We start from the raw sequence: 20,526 nt of genomic DNA on the forward strand, positions 1-20,526 counted from the left end.
ACCAAATATGATGAGGACTAATTCTCAGTAATGGTTACGGACTCCACTAAAAAACTTTGCTTTATAAATAAGGAGTGATGATATTGAAGCCATACAAGCGTGTTTTAATTAAACTCAGCGGCGGTGCTCTCGCTGATCAAGATGGAAATAGTTTTGGTTCCAAACGTTTAGAACATATCGCAACTGAAATTTTATCAATTGTAGATTTAGGTATTGAAGTTTCTCTTGTCGTTGGCGGGGGGAACATTTTCAGAGGCAATTTAGCTGAGGAATGGGGGATTGATCGCGTTGAAGCAGACAATATAGGAACATTAGGTACAATTATGAATAGTTTAATGCTACGAGGCGTACTCACAAGTAAGACAGATAAAGAAGTGCGCGTTATGACATCTATTACTTTTACAGCGGTAGCAGAGCCCTATATTCGGTTACGAGCCGTTCACCATTTAGAAAAAGGATATATCGTCATCTTTGGCGGTGGGAATGGGCAACCATTCGTTACAACAGATTATCCAAGCGTGCAGCGAGCAATTGAAATGAATAGCGATGCGATTTTAGTCGCAAAACAAGGTGTAGATGGCGTTTTCACAAGTGACCCAAAACGAAATAAGTCAGCAAAAATGTATCGTCATTTAAATTATAATGATGTTGTTCAAAACAACATCAAAGTGATGGACCAATCAGCCTTATTACTTGCTCGTGACTATCATTTACCAGCTCATGTTTTTAACTTCGATGAACCAGGAGTTATGAAGAAAATATGCTTAGGTGAGCATATTGGCACGCTAATTAATCATGAGTTATCAGAACTCGTAGAAGAAAAGTAATTTTCCCAAAAATTATTCGAATGCAATACTGTGTTATAGGTGTGGTATTTCAGCACACCTATACACTTTCTAAAAAAGTAGTATGGTAACGGCATGTAAAAGAATAACGCCCCTATTATCCACAATTCATGAAATACTCTTATACTAACTGCTACCAATACATTAGCAAAAATCACACATTCTGAAATACTCTTATACTAACTGCTACCAATACATTAGCAAAAATCACACATTCTGAAATACAACCCTCGGAGATTCAATATCATTATTCATAAAAACTACATTTGCACATTGCTTTGGTGCATGCTCTTCCAGATACATATGACAAGCCGCATGGTATCTTTGTAAAAACATTCCCTCTGCCTTCTCTTTGTTCCCAAAGGCTTTCGCTTCTCGATTTGAACCACGTTCTCTCGCAATTTCAAAATCTGTTTCTACAAATATCTTGTAATCAAATAAATGTTGAAGTCCTTTTTTTAATACAAAAGTACCATCTATTATAAATATCATATCTTTTGAAGCGAGTATGGGGTCTGTTTTCATATACATATCCGTTTCTAGATCATGTGATTTCATCATATATCGCATATCTCCATCAGGTCCTAACGGAATCAATAATCGCTCAGCAAATGATCTATAATCATGAGCATCTTCATAATATCCTTTAGCTGATTCTTTTCCTTGTGAATATCTAATCGTCCTTGGATTGTGAAAATTATCTATACTCGTCCGAACGATTTTTCTTCCTTGTAAATGAATTTCTTTTTGTAACTCATTTGCAAATGTTGTTTTCCCAGATGCTGTTATACCGCTAACACCGACTCTTAATGGATGGTCTAGTTTAAACATGAGTATGCGTTCTACAATCTCTCGAATAGCAATTTGACGATTCAATGTCAATCCTCCTTCAAAAGATATTTTAATGGAAAAACACGTTTCAGAGTGTGAAATTTCATAGAGTTTATTCTTGCTTTTTAATTGTTATGTGGTTTGAACAATTAAAATAACACTCCAAATAGTATTCCTTTCAACACATCAACAATAGATTTTGAATACCTAGATCGAAGGCTAGTTTCAGTTGTTATTTCCGATATTTAAAAACAGAATATTAGGACATTTATGTTAGAATAAGTATATCGAGATGATGGCGATATTTATTCTAGAAAAGTTGTAGGGGGAAGAAATGAATGAACTTACATATTACGAAAGAATTAAGTGGAACTAATAAAAATCACATTAACAATCAGCTTTACGAATATAATTTAAAGCATTTCCCAGTAGATTTAAGAGGTAGATACCAAGAGATTCATTTATTTCTTAAAGATGAAAACAGAAAGATTCGCGGAGGGATATTAGGTGAAATTTGCTGGAATTGGTTAGAGATCCATACTTTTATAATTGATGAAGACATACGTAAACTAGGGTACGGAACTAAACTTTTATTAGAAATCGAACAAATAGCTTTAGAAAAGAATTGTGATTTCATAAAAGTAGATACTTTAAGTTTTCAGGCATTAGATTTTTATAAAAAGCACGGTTATCAAGAATTTGGTGTCCTTGATAATGTCGGCAGAGACTTTAAGCATTACTATTTAAAAAAAGACTTATAGATGGTTTATTTTTTAAGAATGTGAATTAGAAATAAAACGCTCTGAGTTTATTCTCTGAGCGTTTTTGAATGCTAATTCCTTCGTTATTTCATTTACTATTTGAAATCCCCTCCCAACAATGGGGATTTCCTACATTAATCCTCAATCCATTTTTATTATAAATAGTAATTAAACAGCCCTGCTATTTTTTCTTTACACTTCTCTAAAAATGATAACTTATCAAAAAAGGATGAAGTGATTTCTTTCGAATCTTGAAAATCCTGCTCTAACGCTTGATTCACTTGTTGAATCATCGAACCACCATATATATAGAAATCCATTTCATCATTAATATGAAAACCACGCGAAGTAAAATTTGTTGTTCCGATAACTATCATTTCATTATCAATAAACATTAATTTACCATGAAACATTCCTTTTTTATATCCATATACAGCAATCCCATTCTGCAATGACTGACGGATATATGGATACGCTGCTTCTTTTATAAGTGGAATATCCGGTTTGTAAGACCAAAGTACCTTTACCGATACACCGCGTTTTCTTGCCTGAATTAAAGCATTCATGAGTTCTTTATCTCTCGGTATAAAATAAGATGTGGCAATCACAATAGAATGCTTTGCTTGTTTTATTAATTCCATATACTTCGCAACAACTTTATGTCCATTATAACTAGACATCGTATGTAGCGTTTTTCCTTTGACATTTGGTCGAGCTGCTCTCGTAATGTCTTCTGAAGTATCTCGTTTCCAATCTAACGCAAACTGTTCTTCTAAATCATTCACTCCTTCTCCTTGCAAGCGCACATGATAATCTCGCCAATATCCAAAGCGCTTGTCCTTCCCTAAATATTCATTGCCTATATTAAATCCGCCACTATACCCTATTTTCCCATCTATCGTTGTAATACGGCGATGATTGCGATGATGGAGCGAATAAAAAAAGAATGGGAACTCTGGTTTCCTGCTATATGTAAAATGGACACCGCTTGCTTGCAATTCATTTTTATATTTTCTTTCGAAGGATAAATCATTGATCCAATCGACCGATAAGTATACTTGTACCCCTTCTTCTGCTTTTTCTTTTAACAAATTTAAGAAAGTATGGCTACTTTTATCATTCGAAATAATATAGAAATAAGTAAAAATAGAACGCTTTGCTTCTTTTATATCAGAAAATAATTGACGATATAGAGGTTTCCCCTCTACATATAATTGAAAATCACTATAATGAGGAGCATACTCTCTCGGTTGATTTTTCTTAGCCTCTATGTTTCTCCCCATAGTTACATCAATATGCATCCAAATAAAGAGAAAAATTACTATGCTCATGATAATAAAAATAATACGTAATATCTTTTTCACCATTTTGTTTTCCTTCCGTACAAAATAATTGTCTTTGGATAGTATTGCAATAGAGATTATATTTTATGAACAATTTCAAAAAAAGGATGCGGCATTATACCGCATCCTCTTTCTATTAAATAAAATTCCTCGCATCATTATTTCTGCCAAACTTATAGATGGCAATTAAGAAGAAAGCAATCGCAAATGCGAATAAAATTAAAAGATTTAAATATAACTCGGAAAAAGGAATACCTTGCTGTAGTTTTGCTATCGTGTCTAATAACCAGCGTTGCGGAAGGAAATTTGCTATTTTTTGTACTGTTTTCGGCATTATATCATATGGAAAATAGCATCCAGCGAGCAAACATGTTGGTACAATAACTATATTTTGCATCGCATTTGCAGAAGTTGAATTTTTCGCAAAAGACACAATGACTAATGACATACCAACTGCTATGAAAGCAAATACCATTAATACGCTAACCATGACGATAAATGGCATATTGATATTCATATGAAAGACACTTGTCATAAATAATACTGCAATGACTATTTGCACTGTTAATATAATCATATTCACCGCGACATTAGATGCTATAAATTTTTTCCCATCAATCGGTGTTGATAATAATCTAAAATACGTTCTATTCTCTTTTTCTTTTAAAATAAATCCCGATAAGTTAACTGCTGAAAATAGCATAAACACTATAAGGAATCCCATAGTTTGATTTGTCATATCTTTATTTTTTGAAGTATCTTCAAGTGTCTCTGCTTTTACTTTAAATGAACTTTTTTGATAGCCTGCATACATATTATCAAATGTACTTTGATTCGTCCCTGCCATTTTACTAATCGCAGCTACATTATCAATATAGTTATATAAATATGATTTTATAAATCCTGTTACTTGATCGCCTTTAATTGATGAAATTTCAATGTGACTCGGTTTTCCTTCTCGAACACTTTCCGAAAAACCAGACTCTAGTGTAATAACACCATCAAGTTTTTTTGAAGTGAGTTTATCTTCCACTTCAGACTCCTTAATTTTACTTATATTTACATGATTTAAGCCTTCTAAAAATTTCACCGTATCATTTGCTATAGGCTGATTTTCTTTATTTATCACCCCGAGATTTAACGTTCCTTGCCCTACATTTCCATATATCGAAAAGGAGATAAGCGTCCCTATTATCGGCAAGCTAATAATTATTAATAACCCTTTTTTATTTTTCAAAAGTACAGATAACGTTTTTTGTATGAGCCATAAAATATCTTTCATACTATAGCCCCTCCCGTCTACGTAATGCAATAATCGCAAGTAATAAAAAAAGTGCTGATATTCCAAGATTTAAAGAGATTACCGGTAATGCCGCTCCTATGTCATTCGCATAAATAATTTTCATAATGGCTGTATTCGCCCATGTTAATGGTGATAAATTCGTAACGACATTTTCTTCAACTACAAAATATGCCCCGCCAAAAATAGAAGCTAATTGTACAACAACCATAATAATCGCTCTAGATGATTCCCCTGTTTTTGTAATATATCCGATCCCTAAACCGAAGCTAATTGCTAGAAAAACCTCTGTTAATAAGATAAGAAATATGATTCCAAGATGGTCGCCCCAATTTGCTTGAAAAACAAATTTACTAAATAAAACAACGAGTAATAGACAAAGTGCATTCGCTACAAGACTGCCGAGTATTTTTCCAATGAAAATTTCAGCTTTACTTATAGGTGCCGCAATTAGACGATCTCCTGTTTTACGTAACCGTTCCCCTCTTATTAAATAACTCGCACCCATTGCAGCATACAGCGCAATCATCGTTGTCATTACAACTGCATAGTAATCCATCGAACCTGGTTTTTTAGCAGCTTGTAAAGACGTTTCTTTAATATAATCATTATGATTTCCGTTTGAAATAACTGCGTTAACCTTACTAGGATCTACTTTCGCAACTTCAACTGCGACATTGTACTTATCAACAAATGTTGTAAGCATTCCTTCAACAATACTTCCTTCGATACTACTTCTGTCACTTCCGTAAAATTTTGCACCATCTTTATTTAATTCCACATAAGCAGCATATTTATTTTGCTTCACTTCTTCTTTTCCATCTATACCTTCGGAAGCTTTCTTAAAGTGAATACCCGATTTACTTACTTCTTTCGTAAACGTTTCAAATGATTGAGAAAATGTACTACTCGCTTCATCTTTGTATAGCACCTGTATATCTTTAATAGAATGACTATCGCTATTAAATGCATTACTTAACGCTGTTCCTAACACAAGCATAAGCACAATTGGAAATGCTAACATAAAAACTAAAGTTCTTACGTCCCTGAAATCTCTTTTAATGTGCATAATTGCAATATTGAAGATGTTCAATTCATGAACCTCCCTTTTTCTTTTCTTGATTCAACTTTATTTATCTCGTAAGTTTCTTCCAGTCAATGTAAGGAATACTGTTTCTAAGTTCGGCGCCTGCTCCTCTAACGAGCGAATTTCAATGTCATGATTAATAAAATGCCCTATAATTTTGTTTAAATTGTTCAATCCTGCATCAGAATTTACTTTAATTACGTTCTCCTCAATTTGAACAGCTTTCACCCCATTTATCTCTTTTAATTTTTCTACGTCTAGATTTTCTACCGACTTCACTTCAATCCAAATATCTTTCGTATCGGTAATAATCGCTTTTAATTGTTCTTTCGTGCCTTCTGCAATCACTTTACCGTGATCTACAATCGCAATTTTTGTACAAATTTCTTCTACTTCTTCCATATAATGACTCGTATAAATAATCGTACTTCCCATTTCATTTAATTTTCGGACAGACTGAAGAATATAATTTCTTGACTGCGGATCAATTCCAACTGTCGGCTCATCCATAATAATTAACTTCGGTCTATGCGCAATTGCACAAGCGATATTCAGCCTTCTTTTCATCCCGCCAGAAAAGTTTTTCGGATAACTTTTCTGTTTATCACTAAGCCCTACAAATTGAAGTGCTTCCTCTACTCTCGCTTTTAGTTCAGCACTTCTTAGTCCGTACAATCCAGCAAAAAATTTCACATTTTCATAGGCAGTTAGCTCCTCGTATATTGCTATATCTTGTGGAACAATGCCAATGTTCATTTTCGCAAATCGATTATGTTTCTTTATATTTTTTCCTAGTATGCTAATTTCACCTTCATTACTTCTTAACAAGCCAGCAATCATATTAATTGTTGTACTCTTACCAGCACCATTCGATCCTAAGAATCCAAATATTTCTCCTTCTTTAATTGATAAGGACATATTATCTACTGCGATGAAGTCCCCAAATTTTTTCGTTAAATTTTTAATTTCCAATGTATTCATCATTTCACCCCTATTTCAGTTTCTCTGCTGTTATTATAAACAAAAAGAATGAACCTGCTCAGTGCAGAAGTTCATTCTTTTCACATGAGATTATTCACTTTTTTCATATGAGATCATTCATTACAATCTTCATTTAGGAAATCGGTAATAGCGTCGTTATCGAGAAACCATCCGTTCCATCTACAATTATCTTCCCGTTAATTGATGCTGTTCTCTCTTCCATCCCAATAATACCAAGCCCTTTTTTTACAAGAGATGCCCCTTTCCCATTATCTTTCACCTGCACTTTAATGACCTTATTAAGAACATGCAAATCAATTGAAATGACCGTTGCATCTGCATACTTCATCGCATTTGTTAACGCCTCTGTAACATTTTCACCGATGATTTTCCACTGAATCGGGGAAATCATATCTAAATTCCCTTTATATACGAAAGGAATCTTTACATCATGCTTGCTCGCAAATTCATCTATGAATAATTTCATACGATGAATTCCAACTTGTTCAATTGGTGGTTTCATATTCTTTAAAGTAATTCTAATACTTTCAATCCCATCTTTTGAAATATGAATCGCATTTTGTAATAACTCCTCCGCTTTCACTTTATCAATTTCCATTAACCTCTTTGCTGCTTCCATTTGAATCAGTGCGCCTGTCATAGAGTGACCAATTTTATCATGAATTTCTTGCGATAATCGATTTCTCTCTTCTAACTTAAATGTGTATTCTGATTGCCTTATGTATTCTTTATTTTCATGCAAACTTTTTGTGAGCCGTTGCATATCTTTTCGCATCTTATCATTTTGCATTTCAAACTTTAATAAACGTGTTATGTAAATATCTGCTATCGTTAAAATAAGAAAACAAAATGTAGCAATAAGTCCATATGTCATTCGAATACTTTCATCAGCAAAAACAATAGGGAGAATCATAATTAAATAGATTTGCCATTTCTTTTCTATGCAATAAGATACGATTTCATATGAGTTCAAAGGTAAAAACAAAATGAATAGCGGATGAATCTGCCATGTAAACAAAATTATAATGCCAATTGATATCCCGATTAATATTTTCTTATAAGCATCTTTTTTTAAAATAGAAATTGCCACGTTTACACAAAGATACGAAAGCAAAGTAAATATAACCCACGGTAAGTTCGTAACATTTGAGTGAATATAACTGAACACTATATATAAAAGGACAATTAATTTACTTACAATTAACCAAAACTCCATAAAATCAGTCTACTTTCCCTGTTAAATAGTAAATCGCAATTTGTGTCCGGTGCTCAAGACCCGTTTTTCCTAAAATAGACGTAATATAGTTTGCAATTGTTCCTTCCGATATGAACAGTTGCTTTGAAATTTCTTTATTAGAGAAACCTTTTGCGATTAAAGCGATAATACTAAGTTCCCTTTCTGTGAAAAGAGTCTTATCTATTTTTGATTCCTCTTCTTTACTTTCAAGCAAATTAGACTTAATTTTATCAAGTACTACATCTTGCATAACAGTCTGTCCGTTATATACTCCTTTTATCGCATCACGAATCCTCTCTGGATCGTTATTTTTTAGTAAATAACCTTTCGCCCCATTCTTCACTGCTTCTAAAATATACTCATCATCATCAAATGTTGTTAAAATGAGCGGCTTTGTTTTTGTCTCTTCACAAATAAGCTTCGTTGCTTCCACACCATTCATATTCGGCATTCGAACATCTAAAAGTGCAACATCCACATCATGTTTTTTACAATACTCCAAGGCGTCTTGTCCATCATTTACTGTTTCTACTACTACAAATTCTTCATATGTACTTAAAATAATTTTCATGCCTTCTCTAATAAACGAGTTATCATCGGCTATTAATATTTTTATTTTCATGTTTGTTAATAGAGAGACCTTCCCCCTACTAACATTCACATCCTTTCATTTCACAATTCTCAGTTGTTTCATTCTAAACTTCCTTAGAAATTGTATTACATAAGTATGAAATTTATCCACTTAAAAAGAATTATACAAAATAAGAAGAGCACCTTCATGATAAACTGAAAATGCCCTCTTTGTCCGTACTACAACTATATAATCGCCTTCAATCCTTCTAACACCAACCCAATCATAAATCCACAAACAGCACCGTTCACTCGAATCCACTGCAAATCTTTTCCAACGTTATTTTCAATCATTTCAATTAATGTTTGATCATCTAACTTATCAAGATTTTCTTGTACAAGCTTTCCAATCTTAGAATGATTGTTTTCAACAAGAGTTACAATTTGCTTTTGCAGCCAGTCTTCCATTTTTTGAACTGTTACCGGGTCTTCTTTCACTTTGTTCATTTGTTTCGTTAAAAATGGAAGGAGATATTGATCTGTAAATTCTTCTTTTTTAATAAAAGCGACTGCTCTTTCTTGTACTTGTCCTAACAATTCTTTTATTTTCGCAGCAGCATCCCAATTTGTAATCCAGTTTTCTTTCCACTTCTCTAATTCTTGTAATACTGCTTCATTTTCCTTAACATTCATAAGTTCTTGACGTAGTTTCATTAATATAAGCTGTCTTGTACTATTATCAGGATCCTGCAAACTACTTATGTTACTAATTACAAATTTCTGTAAAATCCCTCCGATTTTATCTTCATCCACAATATTCATGAACGATTTAAGAGTAAACTGCAAAAATCCATCTACCTTTATATTTTCCATCGCTTTCATTCCTAAGCTTCCAAGCTGATAACGAGCCTCCTCTTGGGCTGTCCATTCTTTCGCTTTGACTAACATATAATCAAGTGTTTTTTCATCGTATTCTTGTACAACCAATTGATCAATAAGGACTTGCAGTATATTTCCTGTATTAATCGTATGTAAATATGTTTTTAATTCTTTTTCAATTACAATAGCTAATTTTTCGGTATCCATTCGAAGAATTGCTTTTTCAGCAATTGTCACAATCCCTTTTTTTACAGTATCCGATTGCATCTCTCTTTCAGCAATTTGTAACACCATTTGCGCCAACTGCATTTCTTTCACTTTACTTGTTATGCTTTCCTTCGTCAGCCACTCATTTTCCAGTGTAGAAATGAGCCCCTTTGTAACCCGTTTCCGATTTTTAGGAAGCAGCGCTGTATGCGGAATTGGAATACCCATCGGATGACGAAATAGCGCTGTAACAGCAAACCAGTCAGCCAGTCCACCTACTAATCCCGCTTCAAATCCACCTTGTATAATCTCTCCTGCTACTGTTCCTTGAAACGGGATTGTTGCAGCAAAACCAACTCCCATCACTCCAAGTGAAATACCTGCTAAATATTTTGATTGTAATGACATTGTATACACACATCCTCTTATTATGTAAAATGAAGCTTCTTCATTGTCCTCAATTCATATTAGTAATCCTTTATATTTTATAAAAGCTTATACCTATACTATAATGAACCGCTTTAAAAATAACAAAGAATTTTAGCATTTATTAGAATGACTAATTAGATATACAGTAAATGGAACTGATTTCCATCCAATCTTAGAGGTAATCTTATTTAAATAAAAAAAGATGAGGCCATCCAAGCCTCATCTTTTTTTACTTTCGTTCCTCTAATGCTAAATTCAAACCCTTTTGATAATATTGCATCATCACTTCTTCAGGAACCATGCTTCCACCAGTCCCCCAAACAATATGTGTACCCTTACTCATTTTTTCCGTTAAATTATGCTTTTGCAAATACTCTTTGCCCTCTTTACATAATTTCATTGGACCTATCATACCTGCTAGCGCCGAAGGTTCTAAGTAAATCTTTTCTGTATCAGCAAGCTCTTTTAACAACTTATATAACTCTTCATCGCTAACTGTGTAATTCCCACTTAGAAACGGTTCCATCGTTTTACCGACAAATCCAGACGGTCTTCCTACTGCAAGACCATCCGCATCTGTTACATTATCAACACCAATATCTTGAACTGCAACTTTATCATGAAGTCCAGTCATTAAACCGAGTAACATACATGGTGAATGAGTAGGCTCTGCAAAGAAGCAATGGACATTGTCTTTATACAATAACTTTAAGCCAAATGCTACTCCTCCAGGTCCACCACCTACTCCGCAAGGAAGGTAAACAAATAAAGGATGTTCATCATTTACTGTTATCTCTAACTCTTCTAACTGTTTTTGCAAACGAGATGCCGCTACCGCGTATCCTAAAAACAAATCATGGGAGTTTTCATCATCAACAAAATAGCAACTAGGGTCTGCATTTGCTTGTAGTCGCCCTTCTTCTACCGCTTTACTATAATCCGCTTCATATTCAATCACTGTTACATTTTTACTTCTTAACAAATCTTTTTTCCACTTTTTTGCATCGGCTGACATATGAACAGTCACATTAAAGCCTAACTTCGCACTCATGATGCCTATACTAAGCCCTAAATTACCCGTCGATCCTACCGCAATGGAATACTCTGAGAAAAAGTCTCGGAATCTATCACTATCTAAAATGGAATAATCATCTTGCTTCGTTAACATTCCGTGCTGAAAAGCTAATTCTTCTGCATGTTTCAGAATTTCATAAATTCCCCCTCTCGCTTTAATAGATCCTGATATAGGAAGATGGCTATCACACTTTAGCAATAATTTGCCTATAGGTTGCTCGTAATTTCGCTCTAAAGAACGTTTCATAGTCGGTATTCTCACTAAAGGTGATTCTATTATACCGTTCGCCCCTCCCGTTTCTGGAAAAACTTTCGCAATATACGGTGCGAAGCGCTTCAATCTTTCCTCCGCATCTTTTACATCTTCTTGAGTAAGGGGTGAATCTTCTATCGCAATTTGAAATTTTTCAATGTTTGGATTCACCCAAAACACTTCTTCCATTGAAATAAGATTATTTAATAATGGATATTGTTCTTTCCATGCCTCTATGTTTTTCTCCTCTATCCCCTTCATTTATCTCATCCTCCTCATGCCCTTGTAGCCAGCTATATAATAAATTATAATTAAATTAATTTTAATACAGTTTAACACAAAACCAACTTTATGTTAATTTTAATTTAATTTATTTAAATATAATTAAATTAATTTTAAGGAGAAGAAAACCATGGAAAATATAGATATCGGTAAAAAGATCGAAAAACAAAGAAAAGCTAAGGGGTTAAGTAGTAAAGAACTAGCAAATATGGCTGAAATTACGCCGTCTATGCTAAGTCAAATTGAACGTGGCTCCGCTAACCCTTCCATCCAAACATTGAAAGTATTAGCTAAAGCTCTTGATGTTCCAACATTTAGTTTTTTACTAGAAGAAACAAATACAGATGATTTAATCGTGCGGTCCAGTAAACGAAAAAAAATGATTATTGATAATTTATCCTATGAATTGTTATCACCAGATTTTACAGGGAATTTAGCAACAACAATTATGACTGTACCTCCGAACACTTCTTCCTCAGAAAATCTTCTAGAGCATAAAGGAGAAGAATTAGCATTTGTTTTAGAAGGGAAAATTACGGTGTATTTAGATGAAGAAGAGTATATATTAGAAACTGGTGATAGTGTAAAAATACCAGCGTATTTAAAACATAAGTGGATAAATAATTTTAATCAAAATGCAGTTGTCCTATTTTCAGTTACCCCGCCTATCTTCTAATACATTCAGCTAAAAACACAGTAAAAAGGCAATACATAAATAATATGTATTGCCCTTCTTTTTGAAGCAACATGGTTATGATATGGTCAGAAATTCGGCGATTGGCCCAAGCACGAGCACTGGCGAAAATGTTAGTGCACCGACTATAAATATAGTACCTAGTAAAATCCCTCCAAATAAACGATTATCTGTTTGGAAGGTCCCTATAGTCTCAGGTACAACCTTTTTCCTTTTGAGTCTAACTGCAACAGCAAGCATTGTAATTAAACCTAAATATCTACCAATATACATAACAATCCCCGTTGAAATATTCCAAAATGGTGTATTATCCCTTAATCCTTCAAAGCCAGAACCATTGTTGACAGCAGACGACGTGTATTCATAAATTACTTGTGTTAAGCCATGAAAACCTGGATTAGAAATTGCATCTGTTCCTAGATTCGTAGAAAATGCAATTGCTGCCGCTCCAAGAATAAGTAATGGCTGAGACACAATTGTAATCGCTATTAACTTCATTTCTTTTCCCTCTAATTTTTTATTAAGAAATTCCGGTGTACGTCCCACCATTAGTCCAGCTACAAATACGGTAATCATCGCATACATGACGACATGTATAAACCCAAGTCCAATCCCTCCAAATACAGTACCTAAAAGCATGTTTACAAGTGGGACCATCCCACCAATTGGTGTTAATGTATCATGCGTTGTATTTACACCACCTGTTCCAGAGGCACTTGTAACAGTTGCATATAAAGCAGAAGATATAACGCCCAGACGCGTTTCTTTCCCTTCCATATTTCCCTGGGAACTTTCTATTCCTAATTGATTTAACAAAGGATTCCCCTTCAATTCAGATATAGCGAGCGTACAAAATCCAATAATAAACAGAATTAACATGGATACAAAAAACATTCTACCTTGCTTCCGATTACCAACCATTCTTCCGTATACAAATGGAAAGGCCATCGGAATTAACATCTGTAACATCATCTGCATCACGTTACTAATCATATTAGGATTTTCAAAAGGGTGCGCAGAAACTGTTCCAAAAAAACCTCCACCATTGTCACCAAGTTCTTTAATAGAAAGTAAAGACGCTACCGGGCCACGAGGAATTGCTTGGATTCCATCTTCTAACGTTTTCACAATGACTGTTGAATCAAACGTTTGTGGTGTTCCTAATAATACGAATATCAACGATGCCACAAATGAAATCGGCAATAGTATTCTTGTAATAGATTGTACAAAATCAACAAAGAAGTTTCCTATTCTTTTACTCGCTAGCACACGAATAAACGTGATACCAATCGCCATTGAAGTTGCAGGTGCTGCAAACATCATAAATGTTACACCCACCATTTGAGAAAAATAGGATAAACTACTTTCTCCGCCATAGTGTTGTAAATTTGCATTTGTCATAAATGTAATTGCTGTATGAAATGCTAATGTTGGTTCTAATCCTAAAAAATGATCAGGATTTAACGGAAGAATTCCCTGTAATCGAAATATCGAATATACAACTAAGATAAAGAAAAAATTTGTACCAATTAAACAAAATATATATTGTTTCCAACTTTGATTATGTCCTTTAATACCGGCGACTTTAAATAAGGTTTTTTCCAGTGAGCCAAATACTTTTTGAAATGAACTATTACGTTGAAAAGCATTGTATATATAATCTCCCATTGGTTTTGCAACAATTACGAATAAGCCAATTGTAATTAGACTTGTAAGCCAGTTCATCCTCTTTCCCCTTTCTGTTCTCATTACACCTGAAAATAAATTACATATTTTACCATAAAGAGAATAAAAAGAAAACACCAGGTTGCACCTAGTGTTTTTTACACACACAAGTCCCCCCTCTCAAAACGCTGACGAGGTTAGCTGTCGGATTCGGACCTTGAGAGTAGCCCTACCTATAAAAGGATTCACCCCTAGTGACAAATGCACAAATTTGGTTCCCCCGCTCCTAAAGTGGATTAAGCGATTATATTTGGCTGAAAAGTCTACATTGAGCTATTCTGATTGTTAATATACTCCTCTAAATGGTAGTTGTAAAGAAAGATAAAATAAAAAGATAAACGATTCATACAATCTATAAAAACACTAAAAACAGCAATGCATGAACAATCGCTCGTACATTGCTGTTGGTTATTTTTTCGGGAACAATACGATACCTATACTAATCACACAAAAAATAAGTATCTGCTGCATTGATAGACCAAATAATAACGGAACTTGTTCACTTATAAGTGAAATGAATATATGAGCAATCCCTTCTACAATTAGAAAATAACTTATGTATTTTCTAGTTCCTAGTCTCTCGTTTCGTACCCACAACCATCCCGTTATACAGATTGCTATAAAGATTTCATACATATATATAGGATGATAAGAAAACTTTGAATCATATAGTTTCATTCCCCACGGCATTGTTGTCTGCAAACCAACTTTTTGATGGAATAGAAAATAGAAAATGATAGTGCCTCCTATCCCAAATGGAAGTATATCTAGTAAAACAGAAAGCGAGAAATTATCCCTTTTGCATTTCCATACAATGTACCCACTGGCAATGAAACAGCCAACTATAATGTGCTGGGCACTCCCTACAGCTAATAATGCTTGCCACGGTGATTGAAAAGCCCACCTTGGATTCAAAATTGCTGGTGCGAATTTCCATGTTAATATAATGATAAAAAATCCATTTGTTACGACATTCATCATTCTTTCATATGAAAGACCTTGACTTTTCATTTTTAATTTCATGAGCATGAGTCCAAATAAACTTCCCACTATAGAAGAAATCGGCTGTATTTTCACTATCCACTCCATCATTCTGTGGTCCCCTTTTACTTCTCAATTAATTGTTTAAATTTCTTTTCCAACTGATCCGGTGGTAATACTCCGCGCACTTGTTCTACAATGATGCCATCTTTATCAACAAAAAACGTTGTTGGTAATGAAAAAATTTTATAATCAAGCCCAGCTACTCCATCCATGTCTAGTAAAACAGGAAACTTAAATCCAAAACGATCCGCAAATGCCTTTGCTTCTGATACCGGATCACTGACCGTTGCATTCACCGCAAAAATTTCGATTTCTCCTTTATATTTATCATAAAGACGCACTAAGTCTGGTGCTTCCATTTCACATGGACCACACCATGATGCCCAAAAGTTAATAATATACGGTTTTCCTTTTGCATCATTTAATGAATAAAGCTTTCCATCTAATCCTTTAAGTGTAATTTTCGGTGCCTTAAATCCTACTTGAGGTAATACTTCTTTCTCTTGCTGTGCTGCTTGTTTCGCTTTCCGTTCTTTTTCTTCTTGCTTGGAATTATAAAAGTTAACTCCAGCCCACATAAGTGCTCCAGCCAGTATAATTGCAATTAATTTTTTCACTTTCTTTCCCCCTATTTTTAAAATCCTGTAAATCCATCAAATAATCTGATAAAGAATGCTGTTATTTTCGTCATTTGATTCGTATAAAGTAAAATACCTGTTAAAACCATCATGCTACCGCCAATTTTCATCATAACGCCCGCATATGTAACGATCCATTTTACCTTACTTATAAAAAATGCCATGATAAAGAATGGAACCGCAAAACCAAGCGTATATGCTGTAATATAAAGAAGAGCCTCATCTGGATTAGTTGCACCAAGCATTAATACTGCAGAAAATATTGGTCCCACACATGGTGTCCATCCAGCTGCATACGTCATACCAACAAAAATAGAACGAATATACCCTGTTGATTTACTTTTATAATGAAATTTCTTTTCAGACATAAGCCATTTCGGTTGAATCAGCCCTGTCATAAATAAGCCCATGATGATAATAAAGATGCCACCGATTTGTTGGATGAGCCTTTGATTGGATGAAAAGGTCACACCAATCCAACTTACCGATAAACCTAGTGCATAAAATATAATGGAAAAACCGATGATGAAAAACAATGTGTGCATCAGTGCTGTTTTTTGCATCATACCGCGGTTTTCTTTTAAATCTTGAATGGAAACACCTGTAATATATGATAAATAAGATGGATATAACGGCAATGAACATGGTGATACAAATGAAAGTATCCCCGCTCCCACTACAAGCCATATCGTTAAATCTGCTGTGTTCATTTTATTCCTCCTACAAAACACTACACACAGTAGTGTTTAATATTAAAAAAAGAGGCTATATGCACTCTCCAATAATAAGTACAAACGAAATGAGAAATAGCCCTATTGTCACATAAACGGAATTTGTATGTAACGGCATGCTAAGCTTTATAGATGACGGACTAATAATTTGCTCAATACGCAAATTAATTGCCGTCTTTGCAAACGACGCTGTTATGAACGGATTAGATGTTGTTTTTATTTTCATTAATTTTAACAATGCACTACCTAATTCAAACGATGATTTCATTTGATCCATCGTATATTTGTCCGCCAATAGCTCCTGATACGTATGATAACGTTGTAACATCCCTTTCAATACTGGAACGTATATCATCCCTTCTGCTAACACCGTAAAGAGAAACAATTTTAAAGGATCACGATTCTTTTGATGATATTCTTCATGCAATACAATTGCATCAACTTCTTCTTCTGAAAAAGATTGAAATACACCTTCTGAAAGAACGATTTTCGGATGAAACAATCCAATTGTAAATGCTGTAACTTCTAATGATGGCAGTAAGTACAATTGTTTTCCTTTTCGATTAATCCCAATTAGATTTTGCTTGAATTTCTGACTATAGAAAAATTGCTTCCATACTCTTTTACATACAACAAATAAAGTGAATAACAGCAATCCTCCCATTATGACGCGAATGATGGATAATTCTCTCATATGTTTTTGCAATTCAAAGAGACAAAACTGTGATAAAAAAAGAGCTTTATTTTCAAAGAGAAATGGATATGTAACGTAGTACACTAACATACCGAAAAAGAAAATACTAATGATGCTTGCTAACAATATCATTTTTCGTATTTGCCACTTCATCATACTAGTCCTCTTTTTTCAGTTGATTGAGTTTTGCTTCTAACTTCTTTATTAAAACTGGATCAGCTTGGTCTAATTCATCTAACATGTGATTCACAACGAGATCACCAAATTCCCCCATTAATTCCTGTGTCATTTTCTTTGTTTGATTTGATAAAAAGGACTCTTTCGTTTGTATAGCACGGTATACACCGCTTCTTTTTACCATTTGTTTTTGCAGATGCCCTTTTTCTACTAACCGATTCATCACAGTCATTACTGTATTAAAATTCACAGGAGATTCTTCGCTTAATTTCTGTTGTACTTCTTTAATCGTAACATCTGGAGTATTCCAAATAATCTCCATAATCTTCGCTTCAAGCGGTCCAAAGAAATGATTTAATCCTTGCTCATTTAACTTATAGTTTTGTGTGAACATACTCGGCCTCCTCTCACACTACGAATTGTAGTACAAAATGAATGAAAGGTCAAATATAGAATTACAGTTACAGCAGGAATGCAACTCTTCTATAGCGAAATTCTACAAATAACAAAAATCTATTAGGTGGTGCTTCATTATGAAGTTAGCTGTAATTGGTGGAGGTTACTTTGAACAAACAGATCATTTCCATATAAATCAACGACTTATAGAATTAACCGGGAAACGATCTCCAAGAGTATTATTTATCCCAACGGCAAGCAATGATGATGAAGGGTATATAAAAGAATTTAGAGAAACATTTGAAAAGCAGTTACAATGTGATGTTCATATTCTACGCTGTATAAAAGAAAGCGTTAGCGAAGATAAAATAAGGGAAATGATTCATTTTGCTGATTTCATTTATTTAGGCGGAGGAAATTATATCAATATGCTTGAAAAATGGAAGGAAAACAAAATAGATGAAAAGTTAATAGAAGCCCTACACAATGGAACATTCATTGCAGGATATAGTGCTGGTGCTATGTGCTGGTTTACAACCGGCCTTCGTTCTAGTTATAAAGGAGATGGCTATATAGAAAGCGATGGCTGGAATATGGTAAACAAACACTTCTGTCCCCATTACAATCAGCCGGATAGAGCGACTGCTTTCCATTTATTCTTACAAAATCATGCAGGTGATATAGATGGAATTGCTTTAGAGGATAATTGCGCTTTATACATAACAGAAAATTCCTTTGAAATTATCGGTGATCCAGAGAAAGCCTGGGAATTCTATATGCATGATGGACAACTCATGAGGCACCATTTTGATGTAACTTTGAAAAGTTATTTATGAGTAAGCATATAGAATAAAAGTGTCCCTAAGCTAGAAGGCTCAGGGACACTTTTATTTGTTTTCCATTTAACTAACAAGTCGCGTAATCCGTTTCTTCTGCCATGAAAGTTTATAATATCCGTATTGTAACAGTAAGCTCACAATAAATGCTGCTGGATAGCCAATCCATATACCTTCTATACCAAGGTCCGTATGATATGATAAGAAATAAGCAACTGGTACTTCTACAAGCCAAATCGATACAACACCGATAACGGTTGGCCATAGTACAGTTCCGCTTGCTCTCATTGTTGCTCCAATAATTTGCGCATGACCAAAAATTAAATAACTCCATAACGTAATCATAACTAAACTATGTGCAATTTCAATTGTATCGGGACTTGTTAGAAACAGTGATAAAATTTCTCTTGAGAACATGTAAATAAGAGCGATTATTACACCACCAATGATATAATTCATCACAATTCCAGCTCGAACGACTTTCTGCAACCTATCAAATTGATTCGCACCAATAGACTGTGCTGCAAAAATGGATACTGTAATTCCAAGACTGACCGCTGGCATTTGTACATAACTTGCCACTTGGTTCACAACTCCATAGGCTGCGGTCGCATCAGAACCGAAGCGATTTACAAATGCAATTACTGCAATTTCAGATAGTGAAACTAATATCATATTGATACTAGCTGGAATACCCAGGCGCAGTAATAACTTTAATAATTCCCAGTCCATACGAAGATATTTTCGTACTGTTTCATCCAATTGCAACGGATGATTTTTCTTCTTTAAATAAACAAGCATGACAACAAACGTTACAATTGTTGATATAACAGAAGCATAAGCTGCTCCATAAACATCAAGTTTCGGCATTCCTAACCAACCAAAGATAAGAACAGGCAATAATATCATATTTAATACTGTACTAACGATTAAAAAGTAAAATGGTGTTTTGGAATCTCCTGTACCTCGCATAAATGTTGTATATGCAAAATATAAAAATAACACCGGCATTGAAATAAATAAAATGCGTGCATAGTGTACACTCATATCAATAATGTTTTCTGGTGTCCCCATAAGACGCATAATATCCATTGCGAATATGCTTCCTACTACCGCTAAAACGGCTCCTAGTATAAATGTAAATGTGAGCGTTGTCCCAACAACTGCTTTCACGCGATCTTCATTACGAGCACCAAATGCCTGCCCGATTAAAATAGAACTACCCGAGCCAATTCCAATTACAAATGAAACAAGTAGAAAGAACAATGGAAAAAACGCAGAAATAGCAGCTAAATCATTTACACCAAGCCATCTTCCTACTACTACCATCCCAAATAATTGTCCAACTGACTGTAATACATTACTTAAAAGCAAAGGAACTAAAAACATGGACATTGATTTCCATATAGGTTTCCCTTCCTTTTGTTGATTTTGTGACTCTACACCTTCTTGAATATTCTCTGTCGGTGATTTCAAATTTCATTTCTCCTT

At 34.3% G+C, this 20,526-nt stretch carries 20 protein-coding genes and 1 riboswitch; of the genes, 4 read left to right on the top strand and 16 right to left on the bottom strand.

Translation table 11 applies throughout. The annotated features are described in order from the left end of the window. Nucleotides 1-83 precede the first annotated feature (83 nt). Nucleotides 84-827: a UMP kinase gene (gene pyrH / locus AAIE21_RS06380; RefSeq protein ID WP_343265992.1), complete on the top strand. Its 744-nt coding sequence runs from the start codon at nt 84-86 to the stop codon at nt 825-827. A 225-nt stretch (nt 828-1,052) separates the two neighbouring features. Here pyrH and AAIE21_RS06385 read toward each other — a convergent pair whose 3' ends face one another. Then, the gene (locus AAIE21_RS06385; RefSeq protein ID WP_343265993.1) at nt 1,053-1,721 is read right to left on the bottom strand and encodes a nucleoside/nucleotide kinase family protein; all 669 of its coding nucleotides are present in this window, start codon (nt 1,719-1,721) and stop codon (nt 1,053-1,055) included. A 293-nt stretch (nt 1,722-2,014) separates the two neighbouring features. Here AAIE21_RS06385 and AAIE21_RS06390 point away from each other — a divergent pair, with 293 nt between their 5' ends. Then, a complete protein-coding gene (locus tag AAIE21_RS06390) occupies nt 2,015-2,437 on the top strand; it encodes a GNAT family N-acetyltransferase (RefSeq protein WP_343265994.1) in 423 nt (140 codons plus the stop codon). Between the two features lie 155 nt (nt 2,438-2,592). On the opposite strand, the gene AAIE21_RS06395 is transcribed toward AAIE21_RS06390, so the two are convergent. The 8 genes from AAIE21_RS06395 to AAIE21_RS06430 form a co-directional block, all read right to left on the bottom strand. Then, on the bottom strand, nt 2,593-3,804 hold the full coding sequence (locus tag AAIE21_RS06395) for a phospholipase D-like domain-containing protein (RefSeq protein ID WP_343265995.1): 1,212 nt from the start codon (nt 3,802-3,804) through the stop codon (nt 2,593-2,595). A gap of 112 nt (nt 3,805-3,916) precedes the next feature. After that, nucleotides 3,917-5,062: an ABC transporter permease gene (locus tag AAIE21_RS06400; RefSeq protein WP_343265996.1), complete on the bottom strand. Its 1,146-nt coding sequence runs from the start codon at nt 5,060-5,062 to the stop codon at nt 3,917-3,919. 1 nt (nt 5,063) lies between these two features. After that, a complete protein-coding gene (locus AAIE21_RS06405) occupies nt 5,064-6,173 on the bottom strand; it encodes an ABC transporter permease (protein WP_343265997.1) in 1,110 nt (369 codons plus the stop codon). A 36-nt stretch (nt 6,174-6,209) separates the two neighbouring features. Then, complete coding sequence (locus AAIE21_RS06410; RefSeq protein ID WP_343265998.1) at nt 6,210-7,148, bottom strand: ABC transporter ATP-binding protein; 939 nt, start codon at nt 7,146-7,148, stop codon at nt 6,210-6,212. A 133-nt stretch (nt 7,149-7,281) separates the two neighbouring features. After that, a complete protein-coding gene (locus AAIE21_RS06415; protein WP_343265999.1) occupies nt 7,282-8,385 on the bottom strand; it encodes a sensor histidine kinase in 1,104 nt (367 codons plus the stop codon). A gap of 4 nt (nt 8,386-8,389) precedes the next feature. After that, nucleotides 8,390-9,028 (bottom strand): response regulator, encoded by a 639-nt coding sequence (locus AAIE21_RS06420; protein ID WP_343266000.1) that lies wholly within the window; start codon nt 9,026-9,028, stop codon nt 8,390-8,392. 194 nt (nt 9,029-9,222) lie between these two features. Beyond that, on the bottom strand, nt 9,223-10,470 hold the full coding sequence (locus AAIE21_RS06425; RefSeq protein WP_343266001.1) for a DUF445 domain-containing protein: 1,248 nt from the start codon (nt 10,468-10,470) through the stop codon (nt 9,223-9,225). Nucleotides 10,471-10,720: 250 nt separating this feature from the next. Next, entirely contained in the window at nt 10,721-12,079 is a 1,359-nt protein-coding gene (locus AAIE21_RS06430; RefSeq protein ID WP_343266002.1) for a D-serine ammonia-lyase, read from the bottom strand. Between the two features lie 151 nt (nt 12,080-12,230). Here AAIE21_RS06430 and AAIE21_RS06435 point away from each other — a divergent pair, with 151 nt between their 5' ends. After that, on the top strand, nt 12,231-12,776 hold the full coding sequence (locus tag AAIE21_RS06435; RefSeq protein ID WP_343266003.1) for a helix-turn-helix domain-containing protein: 546 nt from the start codon (nt 12,231-12,233) through the stop codon (nt 12,774-12,776). A gap of 75 nt (nt 12,777-12,851) precedes the next feature. Here the strand turns inward: AAIE21_RS06435 and kdpA are convergent, their stop codons facing one another. The 6 genes from kdpA to AAIE21_RS06465 form a co-directional block, all read right to left on the bottom strand. Further along, a complete protein-coding gene (gene kdpA, locus AAIE21_RS06440) occupies nt 12,852-14,519 on the bottom strand; it encodes a potassium-transporting ATPase subunit KdpA (protein ID WP_343266004.1) in 1,668 nt (555 codons plus the stop codon). Nucleotides 14,520-14,629: 110 nt separating this feature from the next. Then, a riboswitch (cyclic di-AMP (ydaO/yuaA leader) is annotated at nt 14,630-14,772 on the bottom strand. Nucleotides 14,773-14,927: 155 nt separating this feature from the next. Next, nucleotides 14,928-15,611, bottom strand: a complete 684-nt coding sequence (locus AAIE21_RS06445) for a prolipoprotein diacylglyceryl transferase family protein (RefSeq protein ID WP_343266005.1) — start codon at nt 15,609-15,611, stop codon at nt 14,928-14,930. 14 nt (nt 15,612-15,625) lie between these two features. Next, entirely contained in the window at nt 15,626-16,180 is a 555-nt protein-coding gene (locus tag AAIE21_RS06450) for a TlpA family protein disulfide reductase (RefSeq protein ID WP_343266006.1), read from the bottom strand. A gap of 17 nt (nt 16,181-16,197) precedes the next feature. Then, a complete protein-coding gene (locus AAIE21_RS06455) occupies nt 16,198-16,911 on the bottom strand; it encodes a cytochrome c biogenesis CcdA family protein (RefSeq protein WP_343266007.1) in 714 nt (237 codons plus the stop codon). A 55-nt stretch (nt 16,912-16,966) separates the two neighbouring features. After that, nucleotides 16,967-17,779, bottom strand: a complete 813-nt coding sequence (locus tag AAIE21_RS06460; RefSeq protein ID WP_343266467.1) for a M56 family metallopeptidase — start codon at nt 17,777-17,779, stop codon at nt 16,967-16,969. 4 nt (nt 17,780-17,783) lie between these two features. After that, entirely contained in the window at nt 17,784-18,197 is a 414-nt protein-coding gene (locus AAIE21_RS06465; RefSeq protein ID WP_343266008.1) for a BlaI/MecI/CopY family transcriptional regulator, read from the bottom strand. Between the two features lie 139 nt (nt 18,198-18,336). Here AAIE21_RS06465 and AAIE21_RS06470 point away from each other — a divergent pair, with 139 nt between their 5' ends. Next, nucleotides 18,337-19,035: a peptidase E gene (locus AAIE21_RS06470; protein WP_343266009.1), complete on the top strand. Its 699-nt coding sequence runs from the start codon at nt 18,337-18,339 to the stop codon at nt 19,033-19,035. 66 nt (nt 19,036-19,101) lie between these two features. Here the strand turns inward: AAIE21_RS06470 and AAIE21_RS06475 are convergent, their stop codons facing one another. Then, nucleotides 19,102-20,511 carry an MATE family efflux transporter gene (locus AAIE21_RS06475; protein WP_343266010.1) on the bottom strand — a complete coding sequence of 470 codons (1,410 nt, stop codon included), beginning with the start codon at nt 20,509-20,511 and terminating at the stop codon, nt 19,102-19,104. Nucleotides 20,512-20,526: the final 15 nt, after the last annotated feature.

The organism is Paenibacillus sp. 102 (genome assembly GCF_039549175.1).
Taxonomy (GTDB): Bacteria; Bacillota; Bacilli; order Bacillales; family Bacillaceae_G; genus Bacillus_A.

What these genes read in the sequence shown, in the direction of transcription:
- AAIE21_RS06445 (WP_343266005.1), bottom strand. Translation starts at nt 15,611, where the DNA reads ATGATGGAGTGGATAGTGAAAATACAGCCGATTTCTTCTATAGTGGGA.
- AAIE21_RS06430 (WP_343266002.1), bottom strand. Translation starts at nt 12,079, where the DNA reads ATGAAGGGGATAGAGGAGAAAAACATAGAGGCATGGAAAGAACAATAT.
- AAIE21_RS06415 (WP_343265999.1), bottom strand. Translation starts at nt 8,385, where the DNA reads ATGGAGTTTTGGTTAATTGTAAGTAAATTAATTGTCCTTTTATATATA.
- kdpA (WP_343266004.1), bottom strand. Translation starts at nt 14,519, where the DNA reads ATGAACTGGCTTACAAGTCTAATTACAATTGGCTTATTCGTAATTGTT.
- AAIE21_RS06460 (WP_343266467.1), bottom strand. Translation starts at nt 17,779, where the DNA reads ATGAAGTGGCAAATACGAAAAATGATATTGTTAGCAAGCATCATTAGT.
- AAIE21_RS06400 (WP_343265996.1), bottom strand. Translation starts at nt 5,062, where the DNA reads ATGAAAGATATTTTATGGCTCATACAAAAAACGTTATCTGTACTTTTG.
- AAIE21_RS06395 (WP_343265995.1), bottom strand. Translation starts at nt 3,804, where the DNA reads ATGGTGAAAAAGATATTACGTATTATTTTTATTATCATGAGCATAGTA.
- AAIE21_RS06465 (WP_343266008.1), bottom strand. Translation starts at nt 18,197, where the DNA reads ATGTTCACACAAAACTATAAGTTAAATGAGCAAGGATTAAATCATTTC.
- AAIE21_RS06390 (WP_343265994.1), top strand. Translation starts at nt 2,015, where the DNA reads ATGAACTTACATATTACGAAAGAATTAAGTGGAACTAATAAAAATCAC.
- AAIE21_RS06410 (WP_343265998.1), bottom strand. Translation starts at nt 7,148, where the DNA reads ATGAATACATTGGAAATTAAAAATTTAACGAAAAAATTTGGGGACTTC.
- AAIE21_RS06425 (WP_343266001.1), bottom strand. Translation starts at nt 10,470, where the DNA reads ATGTCATTACAATCAAAATATTTAGCAGGTATTTCACTTGGAGTGATG.
- AAIE21_RS06435 (WP_343266003.1), top strand. Translation starts at nt 12,231, where the DNA reads ATGGAAAATATAGATATCGGTAAAAAGATCGAAAAACAAAGAAAAGCT.
- AAIE21_RS06470 (WP_343266009.1), top strand. Translation starts at nt 18,337, where the DNA reads ATGAAGTTAGCTGTAATTGGTGGAGGTTACTTTGAACAAACAGATCAT.
- AAIE21_RS06455 (WP_343266007.1), bottom strand. Translation starts at nt 16,911, where the DNA reads ATGAACACAGCAGATTTAACGATATGGCTTGTAGTGGGAGCGGGGATA.
- AAIE21_RS06420 (WP_343266000.1), bottom strand. Translation starts at nt 9,028, where the DNA reads ATGAAAATAAAAATATTAATAGCCGATGATAACTCGTTTATTAGAGAA.